The sequence below is a fragment of the Rothia sp. HMSC064D08 genome, assembly GCF_001809525.1.
GTDB lineage: Bacteria > Actinomycetota > Actinomycetes > Actinomycetales > Micrococcaceae > Rothia > Rothia dentocariosa.
Genome location: NZ_KV797899.1, coordinates 22,517 through 37,439 on the forward strand (window position 1 = coordinate 22,517; position 14,923 = coordinate 37,439).

Consider the following 14,923-nt stretch of genomic DNA (forward strand, 5'->3'; position numbering starts at 1 on the left):
GTGACAAGTACCCGCTTGAATCCACACAAAACACCTTTGATTCGTTGTGAATATCAGCTGAAACAGACGCATTCTCAAAGTAATGAAAAGTTCGGAACTTTAGAAGAGTGGGCTCAGAATTTAGACGTATCTGCACAGCAGGTCGCGCTGATATTGACTCGGCAGAGTTTGTCAAGAAACCTTATACAACGTCTTATCAACCCTGAAACCGGAGCAAGCATAGAGATTTCTGGCTTTGAGCTCCTGCTGACTGAAGACGCGCTGGAACCTGTTCTTGACGAGGCAAATTATCCGCTTGGTCATACTGACTGCACTCTTACGCCGGGCGTTGTTATTTACGGGATGAATGGAAATACTCGCTTTGAAATAGCGCATCGGCCTTTACGAGTAACTCTCAATGCCCAAGCCTGGTTAGATGCTATGACGGGTGGCGTAACCCACCAAATTCTGGAGTTTATAGGGATTTTTGCGCCTGAAGAACAGCATCATAAATATGGTCCTTGGGACTGTTGGGAACCTCATGACTATTTTATGTACCGACGTTCCAGGTTTGATACGGCAACCGGAGGGTATGGCGCTACTCGAACACGTGAGCACAACACAACCTTGCTCAAAGGCTTGGCTTCTCTTCAACAAGTTTCCTTCCCCAAAGTTGATTCTCGCTGCCACCAACTTCTTCTAGATCAGGCGCTTCTACAACGAACATCCCGGCGCATACCGCAAAAACCTTCGTTAAGTCTTGAATCTCTGACAACACTGTTGGAAGAAAGCCTGCGTGAAACTTCCCATAAGAGTGAAAATATAACACGGCTGCCTTTTCCCAGCGGTGGCGCTCTTCACGAGCTTTACCCCTTCATCATTGCTCAGAATATCGAAGGGCTGGAACAAGGGCTATGGTATGCAAACTTACATACTCGTCAGTATGAACAGGTTGCGGTTGTTGAGGAGAAAACTCAGAGCGCGTACATGCGTCTATTGCGTACCTATGCAAGTTCGGCAAGGCTAAAGACTGAAGATGTACAGGGGCTTGTTTTATTAGCTGCTGATTTTGACCTTGTGACTTCAACGTATGAAGGAGTCGCATATTCTCTTACCCTCAAACACGTAGGAGCATGGATGCAAACGGCCTGCCTGCTTGCGGAAGAAATACCGCTCAACGTATGCCCTTTAGGCGGTGGCGATGCCCGCGCGTTTGAAACACTTACAGGCATTTCATCCGATAGACTGGTTCCTGTGGGCGAGATTCTCGTGAGTTCCTAGCTTCTACGGTAAGGTTTTACACCCATGTTTGATACTTACGGTATATGGACCGCTCTGGCTTGGTGTGCTCTTGTGCTTGCTGTGGTCTGGATTGGGTACCTCAGAATCCAGCGTCCTACCGTAGGGAAGATCTATAGTATTGTTTCTATCATTATTATTATCTTTTCCTTAGTAGGTATTCTAGGCATTAAGCAATCTATGCTCCCAGTGGGGATTTTATGTTGTGCTATAGCAGTTACCGGAGTAAGGAATACAAAAATAGCGGCTATTACAACCCTGGCAGTTGTTGTGGCTCTTAACTATTTGCAGACTTTAGAACCTAGCTGGGAGATCAATACCAGTTCCCATGATCCAGCTATTGTTGCCATCATGGGGTTTCTCTTCATGAATCTTCGGATTAGCCGAGTATCACACCGGCGGCTTCAAGAAGAACTTTATATTGCTAAACAGAACCAAGAGTTACGTGAACAGAACCTACAGGCAGAGTTTAGGACCCAGATTGCGGCGAACCTTCATGATCTTATAGGGCATGATTTAACAGTTATTAATATTCGCCTGCAACAATTGGTACGTACCTTAAAACCTCTTGATTCAGATGTGGCATATGAAGCGCGTGCGATACAGAAAATGACACGTTCTTCTATAGCTCATTTACGCGACGTTGTAGAAGGCTTTAATACAGTTGATTTCTCGCATCAACTCAATGCTATACCGTCATTACTGTCATATCGTGGTATTCAAGCCCACATGGATATTCAGCAGAATGTTCTCAAGGTCCTTAACCCAAGTACCCTCACAGCACTGTATTGGGTACTTCTTGAAGCTATCACCAATGTTCTTAAACATAGCGGCGCAAAAAATTGCTGGGTAAGTCTAAAACAACATTCTTCGGGCGACTATATGCTTATTATCGCGGATGATGGCATAGGGCTGAAAGAAAGTTCTACGCGGAATACCGGTGCCGGTTTAGCAGATATGAATACCCGCATTCAACATATAGGCGGAGAGACAACTCTTGGTGCCGCACCTGAGGGCGGAACCCAAGTCAAAGCTAGGATCCCAGCTTCTAACATCATTACTGGAGGGGCATAAAACTATGATTACTGTTCTTATAGCTGATGATCAGACGATGTTTGGTAGCGCGCTCGCCAGTCTCATTGATGAAGAAGAAGATTTGGAAATTGTGTGTGTTTGTCGAGATGGACAGGAAGCTCTGGATAGTATTGGCATATATGTTCCAAATATAGCGCTTCTTGATATTGAAATGCCAAAACTTAACGGTCTAGATGTTCTTGATGAGGTTCAGAAGCAAGGCATAGACACGAAAATAGCTATTCTGACGACTTTTCAATCTCCTGGTTACGTTCGTCGTGCTCTTGAAAGCGGTGCTTGTGCTTTTATTACAAAAGATCAAGATGCTGAAGAAGTATCAAATATTATTCGAGATATACATTCTGGGAAGGTAGTGGTTGATTCTGCGCTGCTTCTTAGTGGTGCTACGCTGCCAGCTAATCCACTCAAACCCAGACATCAGGATGTTCTAAAACTGACTATGGAAGGAAAAACCGTCAATCAAATTGCACGGGAACTATACCTTTCTCATGGTACTGTGAAGAATTACCTATCTGAAGCCATTCAACTTCTTCACTGTACTTCACGTGTAGAGGCTGCTCATACGGCGCGTACTAACGGCTGGATTTGACCTGACCTTATGTATAAGGCGGCGATGGGCTTATAAAGAGCCTTTTCAGCAGGGAAAGTTAGGAATCGGTCGGGGTGAAAAGCTCACGAATCTGTTCCGCATCCACCCGGGACGAGGCGAAGGAACCGTCGTTGACGACCGCATCAAACAGCGCCGCTTTCGATGCCTTCAAATCCATGACCTTCTCTTCAATGGTGCCCTCAGCCACCAGCCGGTACACGTGCACATCGCGTTCCTGCCCCAGCCTATGGATGCGGTCCACCGCCTGCTGTTCAGCCGCCGGGTTCCACCACGGGTCCATAATGAAACAGTGATCTGCCTCCGTCAGGTTCAGCCCGAACCCGCCCGCCTTGAGCGAAATAAGGAACACTGGCGCCGCACCCTCAGCAAAATCCTTCAGAACCTGCGGGCGGTTGCGGGTCGTACCGTCCAAGTACAGATAGTCGATGCCTTCAGTCTGCAGCCGTTCAGCAATTGTGCGCAAATACCCCGTGAACTGGCTGAACACCAGCACCCGGTGCCCGTCGCCTAAGAGCGAGGGCAGATGCTCCACCAAATATTCGAGCTTGGCGGAAGCCACCCCGGCGTATTCGTCCGGATCGATAAGCGTGGCATCAAGAGCCAGCCGCCGCAGAAGCGTGAGCGACTGAAAAATCGTGAACCGGTTCTTATCCATATCTTCTAAAAGCCCGAGCACCTTCTGCCGCTCACGCTGCAGATGCATATCGTAAATATGCCGATGCGCCGTCGTGAGCGGCACGTTTACCCGCACATCGTTCTTTTCGGGAAGATCGGCGGCGACCACATCCTTCGTGCGGCGCAGCATCAGGGGGCGAACCCGGCGGCGTAACCTCTCGATAACCTGCGGGTCTTCACCGGACTCGGCGGGGCGCGCATATAGGTCACGGAATATGCGCGCCGAGGGGAACAGCCCATCCGCCACAATCGCCAAGAGCGCCCAAAGCTCCATGAGGTTGTTCTCCATTGGGGTGCCCGTGATGGCGAGTTTCACCTGCGCGTTTAGGGCACGTGCCACCTTCCACGCGCGAGTTTTCGTGTTCTTCACGAACTGCGCCTCATCTAAAATCAACGCACCCCACCCTGCGCGCGGGGACGCACCGTTCTCTGTGTTTTCGGGAACATGGTTACCGAATTTGGTGTATCCGTCCTCGTCGAGGCGGAACAGCGCATAGCTTGTGAGCACCAGATGCGCACCCTGTACCAGCTCGGCGATGCTCTTGCCGCTTTTGCCCGTAGACTCGGTGATAGTCACCACCTTCGCACCCGGCACGAATCGCGCGGCCTCCTGCGCCCAGTTACCCACTACGGATGTTGGTGCAACTACAAGGAAAGGTGCAAACCCGGTGTGATCTGCGCGTTGCTCATGCTCGGCGATCGCCTGGGCAAGCAGAGCGAGCACCTGCACGGTTTTGCCCAAGCCCATATCGTCGGCAAGAATCCCGCCCAGCCGGTGCTGCCTCAAGAACGCGAGCCAGCGGAAACCCTCAAGCTGATAAGGTCGCAGAACTGCGGTAAGACCCGGGGGAGAGGGCAAGTGATTCGCCGAAAATACGCCGGAAGAAACAGATAAAGAATCGGAATGTTCGTTCTCTAAAACTTCTTCGGAACCGGTAGCCTCACCCGCACGGTCGGCGGCCTCCACAAGGGCGAGAAGACTCTTAACCTGCGCATCCCAAGAAGCCACGGTTTCCACACTCGGAGCGAGCGATTCCAGCTCAGAGAACAGTCCCGCCTGATGCCGGTTAATACGCAGCTCACCACCGGTTTCGTTGAGCGTGCGGGCCTCCTCAATGAGGGTTCGCAGCGCCGAAAACTCCGGGCGATTGAGCGAAAAATAGGTGCCGTTACCCAGCAAAATACGATCCTGATTCCGATCGAGCGCCTCAAAAACTTGGGCGAAAGGCACAGTCCAGTTATTAACCTTAATAGCGATACCCAGCCCGAACCAGTCACGCGAATTACCCTCGGTCACCTTGACCTCAATCATGGCGTCGGTTGCCTCGGTAAACTCTGGTACGGAACCGAGCAGCCGCACGCGAACTCCGGGAATACGCCGCAAGGCGGGCAGCACATGGGCGAGAATATCGCGGGTTTCCCACCCTTGAGAGCGGCGTTCCCCGAACCCGCCTGCCAACACCGGGTTAGATGCGGTCGCCGACCGTACCGCGCGCAGCACCCGTGCCTCAAAACGTTCGTCGCGTTCTGCGCCCGAGCCCAGTGCCGGCAGGCGGCGAACTTCCGAGTCTGTGCCTTCTTCATCGAGTGGGTTCTTCGGGTACTCCCAATACCAATTCAGGAGCGCATCATGCGAAATCTCATCATCAAAATGCGCCTCAAACACCAAATAGGGTGAACGAACCTTCGGCAGTGCCAAAGCCGGGTCTGGGGTAAGGAATGGGACGGCCCGCGTGAGGGTAGGCAAGAACTCGCGGTGAAAAGCTTCGCGTTCGTCTGCCGGAATACGCATTTCGCCGCGAGATACCAAGGATTCTGCGGCTGCGTCCAAAGGCTCGGCAAGCGGAATAAACGCCAGGTTAAGACCCTCCGGCAAGTCCGGAATAGTCGGTGTCGCTGTGTTTTCGGATGAAAGTTCGGGAATGAGCCCGACCGTCTGCGTTTCAGAATTTTCGTTTTCGCCCGAGCTCTCGTCCGCCTGCTCTTGCGAAGATTGAGCCTGAAAAACATCGCGATGCGGCGTATCTAAGGCGCCCTTGCGCGTGCTCTTCCAATGCACCCGATGCGCCTGCTCCTCGTAAATACGCTGCACAAGACCGCCGAGCGCGAAAAACCCCGAGCGCGGCGAGCCGATGGGGTGACAGTGTGCGGCGTCAAACCAGAGCTGCCGCACCCGGTTATCTTCGCGGGTTTCCCACCCCAAGGCGGCATGAAGAGCCAAGTCGGGGGTGGAATCTTCGCTCATGGCAGCCTCTGCGTTCTGTCGGGACTCGGCCTCAACAGCTCCGGCGTGTACCCTCACCTGGGCGGGTGGCAGAACCGCCGTAGTCACCTCAAACCCTTCGAGAAGAATCGGCAGGCCAATCTGCTCTGCACGCGCCAGAACATCCCACAGCAGCGTGGAGTTCGTGGCGGTGAGCGAAATCCAGTCCCGATGCGAAGAGTACATATTCTGCCACGGGCGCGCGATAGCGTATATTTCGGCGAAGAACCGTTCGTGCTCGGAGTATACCTCATGACGACCGACCGGCCCACCCACGCTGGATGCGAAGGTTTCCCAGCTGAGCCCGCCCTTGATCCAGCGCCCGGTTTTGGACTGCATGAGCGGCCGCGCCAGCAAATTGATAGGCGGGGTTGCACCGGGAATATTGCGCCCGCGCGCATACGAACCCGAAATGCTGAAGGAAAGGTCGAGCGCCCCCGGAACCCGTGCCGAATCAATACCGGATGCTTTGCCCCGGGCAGCGAGAACCTGTGCCATATCGCGCCGCCACACCGAAATTTTCGAGGGCGCAGAATGCGTATTCTCGTGGTCGTTCAGAGGGAGAGGTTCGGGGTCGGTGGTGAGCGAGCTTGCCGAACGAATCGCCCCGGATGCGCGCAACGCCGCCAGGGGATCGTCGGCTGCCTCCGCAACCTGTCGCGCGGTATCTTCTGGGCTCTCCTGATTCATAGGCTGGCGGATGCGGCCTCCGGGCGCATTGTCGAGGGCTTTCCGCGCGGTTTTGGCACGGTCGAGCGCGGTGAGCATGAGGGCGACGGCGTGCTTGCAGTCGGCAGCGACTGGGCATGTGCATCGTGCGTTGAAAAGATTGGAATCGGCGTCCGAACCCGGGAAGAAGCGAATATCTACCTCATAGGGAATAGGGGTGCTCCCATTCACCAGGCCTTCCAGCGTGTTTTCGTCTTCGTCGTAGGTGTAGCGCACCACTTCACGCTGACGGGCATAAGCAAGCCCGCGCTGGTATGCCTTATGCCCCGCCTGCCGAATAATCTGCGCAACAGTAACGGGGATATCGGGGAAAGGGTTTGGTGTGCTCACCGTTCCATTATCTCAAGGGTGTCAAAGAAGCGCGCGGTAATTCGTTATGAGGTCTGTCCAAGATGCGCTGAGCGTTTTTTACGTGCATTTTTGATGACTATTATGAAGAACATAATAAAAGTGATGATGGTGGTGAGGAAGCCAACGCATAAGACGCTCACGGCGAGGGTAGTGGCTGCTTGTGTGAGAGGACTCGACCCCTTGGGCTGGACGCCCCTCCACTCGAAGGCATGGTACTCAACGACTGCTCCCCAGCCCGCTAGGATGAACAATCCAATACCGAGAATGAGGAATAGTGCAGCTATTGCCCCGACCATACGTGCAGTTTTCATGCTTTCCCCTTGAGTAACTGACTTTATGGATTCATCTGTTCCCGGCCTTCTGCTTCTGCCGAGGGTGTTTTATTCTGCTCAGCATGCTTATTTTGTGCCTTGCGTGTATTCCTGGTCGCCGTTGTGAAGAGCAGAATTAAGGTGATAATGCCGGTGAGGAAGCCGATACCTAAGAACCATAGGCTCAGATTATTAGTCGCCATGACGAGGGGACTTGCTCCTGCGGGATCGATGCCCCTCCACTCGAAGGCGTGGTATTCCACGAGTGAACCCCAGCCGGCTAGGATGAGCAATCCAAACCCGATAACCAGAAGTACTGCGGCTACTGCCCCAACGGTGTATATAGCTTTTTTCATGAGCACTCCTTAGATGCTGACTCTATGAATCAACCTGGTTATGGTCGCCTTCTACCAAGGGGTTTTTATTCTGCTCACTGTGCTTATTTTGTGCCTTGCGTGCCTTCTTGGTCGTCGTTGTAAAGAGCAGAATAAAGGTGATAATGCCGGTGAGGAAGCCGATACCTAAGAATCGGAAACTTATATTCAAAGTTGCACGTGTGAGCGGACTAGCTCCCTCGAATTGAATACCCCTCCATTCAGAGGCGTGATACTCCACGAGAGCGCCCCATTCTCCTAAAATAAACAGGACTATGCCACAAAAGAAGACCACTGCAGTTGTTGCTCCAACTATGTAGATAGCTTTTTTCATGAGCGCTCCTTAGATACTGACTCTATGAATCAATCTGGTTCTGACCATCTTTCAGGAGGTCTTGAGCCTGTTTAGGATACTTTTTGTGCGTCTTGCGGGAGTTCCTGATCGCCGTGGTGAAGAACGGAATCAAGGCGATAAAGCCAGTAAGAAAGCCGGTGCCTAAGAACCAGTAGCTGAGGTTGCCGGTTGCTCGCGTTAGGGGACTTGCTCCTTTATGCTGCACGCCCCTCCACTCGAGGGCATGATACTCCACGAGTGAGCCCCAGCCTGCCAGGATGAACAAGCCAAACCCAATGATCAGAAAAATTGCGGCCACTATCCCCATGATCTGTACAGTCTTTTTCACAGTTATCACTCTTTCTTTCCGGAAGCGTAAAGCAGACGTGACATGGTGATATATCAGAGGCAAGATAAATTTCTGTACATTACCCAGTGTGCCGTGATTCTTCTCGAATGTGTAGACCTGTCCTGAATGTCCAAAACTTCACACTACGCCGCCATGAGGCGGCTATATACAGATATGCATTCATAATCGCGTTATGTAAATCACAAGATTTTGACGGGTTCGCACGTTTACAGATTCCTGAAAGCTGTTGTAACCTGGATTCAGCTTCAAGAGTTTCGACTGATAAGCTCCGACTATGGTCGAACGCCAACCCCATGTTCACGGGTGGCTCGGATGACGAAGCGGTTTGTATTCGCCGCCTTAGGTGGCACTTGGTACAGGCAAGAGCAACGCGAAAGGAACGCGCATTCGGCGCATGGTTGTCAATGTACAACAGCTCTTCATCTCCAGCATCCCCCCTTACTCCTGCACGCTCTTATCAGGAAAATTTGCGTGCCGCATCTGTGCCCGCACGCGGCGGTTACCAGGCAGTAAGCATTCAGGATTACGCACGTATTTCTTCTAAGCGCGACGAATTCCTCAATTTTCTGCTTCTTCCCAACCCTGAGGGTATTCCCGCCGTCGAATATGCCGGTCTGCGCGTAGCATAGGGGTATGAGCGCCTCAGGACTGCTTCTCGACTCGGATGTTCTCGCCGAGATTCGCAAAGCCACACCAGATCCCAAAGTTGTTGCCTTTCTGCGCCGCCGCGCCTATAAACACCTCTACATTTCGGTGCTGAGCGTAGGCGAGCTCAAAGGACTCTACCCCTACCCAGAGACCGACCGCTGGATTGCCGAACTTCTCGACAGATTCGCCGACCACATCATTAACGTGGATGCGCGCGTAAGCCTCGAATGGGCGGGACGCAGCGCCCCGCGCGGCACCCACAGTCACGGACGTAAAGATGCCGAGCCCCTGCCCACCGCCGCCCTCGAAGGTCTGATGGCGGCGAGCGCCCAAGCTCACGACCTCGAAATTGTTTCTTCAAAAGCTGAGGTGTACCGGTCCTGGGGCGTACCCGCAGTGAATCCGTGGATCGAAGACTAATTGTCCGTCCCGTATTTCGCTGTAAGCGCCGGGGGAGTACCTGCGTGTTCGAGAAGACCGTGAGAAATGCTCGGCGCAGTTATCTGTACACGCCGCTGCAGCGGTGATAACGCATCGGTAACGTTCATGTAACCCCTATGTTCACGGTGAGCAGTTAACGAAGGTTAGCCGCCAATTAACCGGAACTATTTCCCCGAAAGCTCAGCAGGCTCACACGAGCTGGCGGGTTTCATGGCATGATGGAAGAACGATGAAAAGTAGCTCTTCTACATCCCGGTATTCTGCCCCTATGCCACTCTGGCTGCAGGGCATCGTTGAATTAGTTTTTACCGCCGCGCTTTCTTTCGGGCTTGTGCTCGTTCTGCTCATGGCGGTGTGGTTTACCAACGGTTTTAACCGCATGGATTTTCCCGCCCTCGCAACTCTTGCTTCCCACCTGTGGCTGCTCATGCACGGTGTGCCGCTGAATATTCCGAATGCTTTCGGCATTATTCTGCCGCACGGCATGCTCACACTGGTGCCCATGGGGTTGAGCATTATTCCTGTGCTCTTATGCTTTAGGTCTGGGCGGAAACTGGCGCGCGCATCCTATGAGGGGGAATTCTTCAAGCCCGTATTATTAGGGTGCGCTGCCTACGGTATTTTTGCCGCCGTCGCTTTTGCTTGGGCGAGCACCGAACGGCATCTGTTGGGTATTGTTGGTGCGGCGTTGATTCCGCAGATCGTGGTGCTGGTCGGGTTGATCTGGGGCGGCTACTATGAATCGCGTTCGCTCGCCCGTATGGTGGGCGTGAACACCGCTGAACAGATTTCGCAGATGAGCCAGTACTCGCGGTGGGCGAGTTCTTATGTGTGGTCGATTGTGCGTGCCTCCATGGTGGCGATTTTCTCGCTCATTATGGGTGGTGCTCTGGTGCTGGTGGTTGCCATGATGATGCGCTGGTCGCAGATCGCAACAATCTACCAGGAACTTCACGCCGGGCCGGTGGGGGCGCTCGCGGTGACCCTGCTGCAGCTGGGTTACCTCCCGAACTTGGTGATCTACGCGATGTCGTGGACTACCGGCGCCGGGTTTGCGTTCGGCGTGGATACGCATGTGGGCTGGTCGCAGACGACGATGGGCGATCTTCCGCTCTTTCCGGTGCTGGGTGCTATCCCTGAGAGCCTGGGCTGGATCGGGTATGCGGGTCTGGCGGTTTCGCTGGGCGCCGGGGCCGTTGCCGGTTGGTGGTTCTTGCGTGAAGGTGAAGACCACGTGGACGAGTGGATCACCATGAAGGTACGTTACCGGGTGATTGCGCTGCCGCTTTCTTCGCTCGTGTTGGGTTCGCTGGTGGGTGTGCTCTGCGGTGTATGGGCTTATATTTTGGGTTGGATTTCCAGCGGATCGTTGGGTGTGGGGCGTTTTACCGAGGTAGGCGCATCGCCCGCAGCTTTCGCCGTGGCGACCGCAATAACCCTGGGTGCGGGTACCGCGTTGGGTAACCTGCTGTGCCATGTGCTTTTGCCCGACAGCAGTCGCGAGTTGCCGCGTTTTGCCGATGAACGTCCCAATCTGGGCAGTCGCATGAGCGAGATGCTGCAGCAGCGTCGCGCGGCGCGGGCGGAGCGTGAACAGCTCAGGAACGATGAACAGGAACGCGAGGCACAAGAACGTGAAGAGCAGGCGCGTGAGCGGGCTCAGCAGCGGCGCGAACGCGTCAAACAGGTGCACGCCCGCCGTGCAGAACTCAATAAATTTGCCGAACAGGAAGAGGCGCAGCGAGCGCATGGTTTAGGTATCAAAACGGAGCAAGAATCCTTGCGTGAAGACGGTTCCGCTGAAGCTGCAGACTCGAAGGATGCGGCATCTGACGAGCAAACCATCGAGCTGTCGGGAGCGGATGAACCCACCGTGGAACTTGATACCTCTGAGAAATCCGGTGGGGGTACCGAGGACGCGCCGCGCACGGTCAAGCCCGGCAAGCGTGAGAAAGCCCCTGGGAAGCCGGTCTTTAACCGTGTTCCGCGCCCCGAAACCTCCGGTAATGGCGGTGATACTAAGGGCGATCGGGAGACACGGGAGCAGAGCGTTCGTACAGGGGAGTCTGGGCCGCAGAAGGCCTCCTCGTCAGCGGAGTTCCACGAGCCCGGGTATAAGCGTTTTGCCGTGCCGCGCCCGGTTGCCGCATCACCCGCATCCGATCAGGAGAGCACGGAAGGTTCGGAGCAGTCGCACGAGACTACCGTTCAGGAGAAGCGTCAGCTCACGCCTACTCAGGCGATGGCTGTTATCTTCGGAACCCCTGAGTCGACCGAGGATGAATCTTCGGAGGAAGAACCCGCCACGGGTCAGAAATCCTCGCAGAAGAAGAGGAAAAAATAACTTTCGCGCCCGATATGGCGATATATAGGGAACACCTAGAGGGCTAGAAGTATAGCGGAATATAGCAATTGTGCCGAGTGAATCCTTAAGATTCACTCGGCACAATTATTTGAAAATCTCCCCCAAGAAGGGCTTATGGAGCAGGCTGACCGATCGAAACAGAAGTATTGGCGCGCACTGCATGGTCGAAGGATTCTTGACATTGCTTCATATCGGTATCCGTCAGCGCGTGGGAGTAACACTGCCGATAGTTTTGCGCATCCGGGTTCAACGCCATGACAAGCCCCGAAAGAAGCGTCCACCCCGCAAAAAGAAGGCTTAGCCCCGCGGCAACGTAGAGAATCCACGGCCCCCGCCCTTGGGCATTACGCACTATCGCCATAATGGTCAGCCCAATCCCCAGAAATACCAAGACAAAAAGCAGAAGAAACAGGGGGAAGGGGCTCAACAAGAAGGGGGTTCCCGATAGGGTCAGCATAGAACCCGCAAGCAATAGCCATAAACTGCGCATCAGCTTGCGGCGGCGCTCTTCGGGAGTGAGCTGCGGACGCTTCGGCGCAGGCGGCATCGGTTGCTGCGGCGGCACTTGGGGGTACGACGGGGGCATATTTGACATAGGTTAAGGGTACCTCCCTGCGGCGGTCTGCGGTCACGAGAATCACCGTGAAACCCTGAAAATCTGGACTGGGGGAGGGCCGCCAGCTTATCGTTTCGGAATTGGCTTAACTACAGAATTTATGGTGCGGTGCCCGTGGCATAGGTGCTACCCAGCCGCTATGTGATGCGCTAAACTATTGCTGTGCGAATTGTGATAATGGTCTCCGGGTCCGGTACTAACCTGCAAGCTATTCTCGACTCCGTAAAGGCTGACGAGCTGAAAGCAGAGATCGTCGCCGTAGGCGCTGATAAGCCCTGCACCGGCCTTGACCGAGCTGCCGCAGCCGGGGTTGAAACCTTCCTGATCGAACCGGCAGACTATGCGGATCGTAAGCAATGGAACCGTGCTCTCGAAGAGAAAATCGCCTCCTACACTCCCGATTACGTTGTATTCGCCGGGTTCATGCGCATTGTGGATGCGCAGCTGGTCGCCCGCTTCGAGAACCGGATTATCAACACTCACCCCGCGTTGCTGCCCTCATTCCCCGGGGCACACGGTGTGCGGGATGCGCTCGCCCACGGCGTTAAAATCACCGGGCTGACGGTTCATTTCGTGGATTCCGGGGTCGATACCGGCACGATTATCGCCCAGGCCGCGGTACCCGTCGAGGACGGTGACACCGAAGAAAGCCTGCATGAGCGCATCAAGGTGCAAGAACGTCAGCTCTTGGTACGGACCCTTGCAGAATTCGCTGCCCTCCCCAAAACTCAAAATCCCTAGAACTTCCTGCCCGCACGGCGCCGCATCCCGGTGCATGCGGGCAGTATCAATACCCCGCCACGGGGTACCACCCATTCACCGAGCAAGAAGCAACGGAGTAATTAGTGTCTATGAAGAAGCTCGATCGTCTGCCCCTGCGCCGCGCCCTCATTTCCGTGTACGACAAGACTAATCTGGTGGAGTTCGCCCGCGGTCTGCACGAGGCAGGCGTGAAGTTGGTGTCTACCGGTTCGACCGCATCCACGATCGCCGCCGCCGGTGTGCCCGTCACCGAAGTTACCGAGGTTACCGAGTTCCCCGAGTGCCTGGAGGGCCGCGTGAAGACCCTGCACCCGCGCATCCACGCCGGTATTTTGGCCGACCGCCGCAAGCAGGAGCATATCGACACCCTTAACGAACTCGACGTTGAGCCCTTCGACCTGGTTGTCGTGAACCTGTACCCCTTCGCAGAGACCGTGGCATCCGGCGCCGACCAAGACGCTATTATCGAAAAAATCGATATCGGCGGTCCCTCAATGGTGCGTGCCGCCGCGAAGAATCACGATGCGGTTGCCGTCGTGGTAGACCCCAAAGACTATGAACGTACCGTGACCGCCGCTCGGGATGGTGGGTTCTCTCTGGAGGAACGCCGCCGTCTGGCCGCCGGTGCCTTCGCCCATACCGCCGCTTACGATACCGCCGTCGCTACCTGGACCGCCGCGCAGTTCCAGCAGGATGAAGACGCTAACTTCTGGCCTCCATACGCTGGTTTGGGCTTTGAACGCAGCGAGACCCTGCGCTACGGCGAGAACCCGCATCAGCGCGCGGCTCTGTATGTAGACCCCGCAGCAGTCCCCGGTATCGCCCAGGCTGAGCAGATTCACGGCAAGGCAATGAGCTACAACAACTATGTGGACGCCGATGCCGCCCTGCGCGCAGCCTACGATTTTGATGATCCTGCGGTCGCCGTCATCAAGCACAACAACCCCTGCGGTATTGCAATTGCAAGCCCTAACGCCGCAGACCCGATTGCCGATGCGTACGTTAAGGCTCATGCTTGCGATCCGCTGTCCGCCTATGGTGGCGTGATTGCCGCGAACCGCCCGGTCACCAAGGATATGGCGCAGGCCGTTAAAGATATTTTCACCGAGGTTATGGTGGCGCCCGGATACGAGCCGGAAGCCCTCGAAATCCTGGAAACCAAGAAAAACCTCCGCCTGCTGGTGCTTCCCGAGGGATTTGGGCGTGAGACTATCGAGTACCGCTCGATTTCCGGCGGTGCGCTCTTCCAGGAAGCCGACCGCCTTAACGCCGAGGGTGATAACCCGCAGAATTGGCAGCTGGTCGCCGGTGAACCTGCCGACGAAGCCACTCTGCGTGACCTTGAATTCGCGTGGCGTGCCCTGCGTGCCCCCAAATCGAATGCGATTATGCTCGCCGATAACGGTGCCGCCGTGGGTATCGGTATGGGGCAGGTTAACCGTGTAGATTCGTGCAAACTCTCGGTTGAGCGTGCCAATACACTCGGCGGAGAAGGTCATGAGCGTGCCTGCGGTGCGGTTGCTGCATCCGATGCTTTCTTCCCCTTCGCGGACGGCCTGCAGGTTCTTCTCGACGCCGGTATCCGCGCGGTCGTGCACCCCGGCGGCTCGATCCGTGATGACGAAGTTATTCAGGCCGCGAAGGATGCGGGCGTCACCATGTACCTGACCGGAACCCGCCACTTCTTCCACTAAAATCCGG

At 54.9% G+C, this 14,923-nt stretch carries 14 protein-coding genes and 1 riboswitch; of the genes, 8 read left to right on the forward strand and 6 right to left on the reverse strand.

Annotation, left to right across the window (positions count from 1 at the left end; genetic code table 11):
- The 3 genes from HMPREF2625_RS05530 to HMPREF2625_RS05540 are packed head-to-tail and all read left to right on the forward strand — an operon-like array spanning position 1 to position 2,962.
- Positions 1-1,260 (forward strand): SagB family peptide dehydrogenase, encoded by a 1,260-nt coding sequence (locus HMPREF2625_RS05530; protein WP_070522751.1) that lies wholly within the window; start codon positions 1-3, stop codon positions 1,258-1,260.
- 24 nt (positions 1,261-1,284) lie between these two features.
- Positions 1,285-2,352 carry a sensor histidine kinase gene (locus HMPREF2625_RS05535; RefSeq protein ID WP_070522754.1) on the forward strand — a complete coding sequence of 356 codons (1,068 nt, stop codon included), beginning with the start codon at positions 1,285-1,287 and terminating at the stop codon, positions 2,350-2,352.
- Between the two features lie 4 nt (positions 2,353-2,356).
- The gene (locus HMPREF2625_RS05540; RefSeq protein WP_070522757.1) at positions 2,357-2,962 is read left to right on the forward strand and encodes a response regulator transcription factor; all 606 of its coding nucleotides are present in this window, start codon (positions 2,357-2,359) and stop codon (positions 2,960-2,962) included.
- Between the two features lie 58 nt (positions 2,963-3,020).
- On the opposite strand, the gene HMPREF2625_RS05545 is transcribed toward HMPREF2625_RS05540, so the two are convergent.
- The 5 genes from HMPREF2625_RS05545 to HMPREF2625_RS05565 are packed head-to-tail and all read right to left on the reverse strand — an operon-like array spanning position 3,021 to position 8,369.
- Positions 3,021-6,980, reverse strand: coding sequence for a DEAD/DEAH box helicase (locus HMPREF2625_RS05545; RefSeq protein ID WP_070522761.1), 3,960 nt, complete (start codon positions 6,978-6,980; stop codon positions 3,021-3,023).
- A gap of 44 nt (positions 6,981-7,024) precedes the next feature.
- Positions 7,025-7,312 carry a hypothetical protein gene (locus HMPREF2625_RS05550; RefSeq protein WP_070522764.1) on the reverse strand — a complete coding sequence of 96 codons (288 nt, stop codon included), beginning with the start codon at positions 7,310-7,312 and terminating at the stop codon, positions 7,025-7,027.
- Positions 7,313-7,335: 23 nt separating this feature from the next.
- The gene (locus tag HMPREF2625_RS05555; protein ID WP_070522767.1) at positions 7,336-7,668 is read right to left on the reverse strand and encodes a hypothetical protein; all 333 of its coding nucleotides are present in this window, start codon (positions 7,666-7,668) and stop codon (positions 7,336-7,338) included.
- 22 nt (positions 7,669-7,690) lie between these two features.
- Positions 7,691-8,020 (reverse strand): hypothetical protein, encoded by a 330-nt coding sequence (locus HMPREF2625_RS05560; RefSeq protein WP_070522771.1) that lies wholly within the window; start codon positions 8,018-8,020, stop codon positions 7,691-7,693.
- 22 nt (positions 8,021-8,042) lie between these two features.
- Positions 8,043-8,369, reverse strand: a complete 327-nt coding sequence (locus tag HMPREF2625_RS05565; protein WP_048754512.1) for a hypothetical protein — start codon at positions 8,367-8,369, stop codon at positions 8,043-8,045.
- 264 nt (positions 8,370-8,633) lie between these two features.
- Positions 8,634-8,762, forward strand: a riboswitch (SAM riboswitch).
- Here HMPREF2625_RS05565 and HMPREF2625_RS05570 point away from each other — a divergent pair.
- The 3 genes from HMPREF2625_RS05570 (at position 8,741) to HMPREF2625_RS05580 (ending at position 11,823) form a co-directional block, all read left to right on the forward strand.
- The gene (locus HMPREF2625_RS05570; protein ID WP_238382392.1) at positions 8,741-9,019 is read left to right on the forward strand and encodes a nuclease PIN; all 279 of its coding nucleotides are present in this window, start codon (positions 8,741-8,743) and stop codon (positions 9,017-9,019) included. (Overlaps the previous riboswitch by 22 nt.)
- Positions 9,020-9,023: 4 nt before the next feature.
- A complete protein-coding gene (locus HMPREF2625_RS05575; RefSeq protein WP_013398546.1) occupies positions 9,024-9,458 on the forward strand; it encodes a PIN domain-containing protein in 435 nt (144 codons plus the stop codon).
- Positions 9,459-9,708: 250 nt separating this feature from the next.
- Positions 9,709-11,823, forward strand: coding sequence for a cell division protein PerM (locus tag HMPREF2625_RS05580; protein WP_070522773.1), 2,115 nt, complete (start codon positions 9,709-9,711; stop codon positions 11,821-11,823).
- A 133-nt stretch (positions 11,824-11,956) separates the two neighbouring features.
- Here the strand turns inward: HMPREF2625_RS05580 and HMPREF2625_RS05585 are convergent, their stop codons facing one another.
- Entirely contained in the window at positions 11,957-12,439 is a 483-nt protein-coding gene (locus tag HMPREF2625_RS05585; RefSeq protein WP_244864661.1) for a hypothetical protein, read from the reverse strand.
- 198 nt (positions 12,440-12,637) lie between these two features.
- Here HMPREF2625_RS05585 and purN point away from each other — a divergent pair, with 198 nt between their 5' ends.
- On the forward strand, positions 12,638-13,201 hold the full coding sequence (gene purN, locus HMPREF2625_RS05590) for a phosphoribosylglycinamide formyltransferase (RefSeq protein WP_070522776.1): 564 nt from the start codon (positions 12,638-12,640) through the stop codon (positions 13,199-13,201).
- Between the two features lie 110 nt (positions 13,202-13,311).
- Complete coding sequence (gene purH, locus HMPREF2625_RS05595; RefSeq protein WP_070523275.1) at positions 13,312-14,916, forward strand: bifunctional phosphoribosylaminoimidazolecarboxamide formyltransferase/IMP cyclohydrolase; 1,605 nt, start codon at positions 13,312-13,314, stop codon at positions 14,914-14,916.
- Positions 14,917-14,923 lie beyond the last annotated feature (7 nt).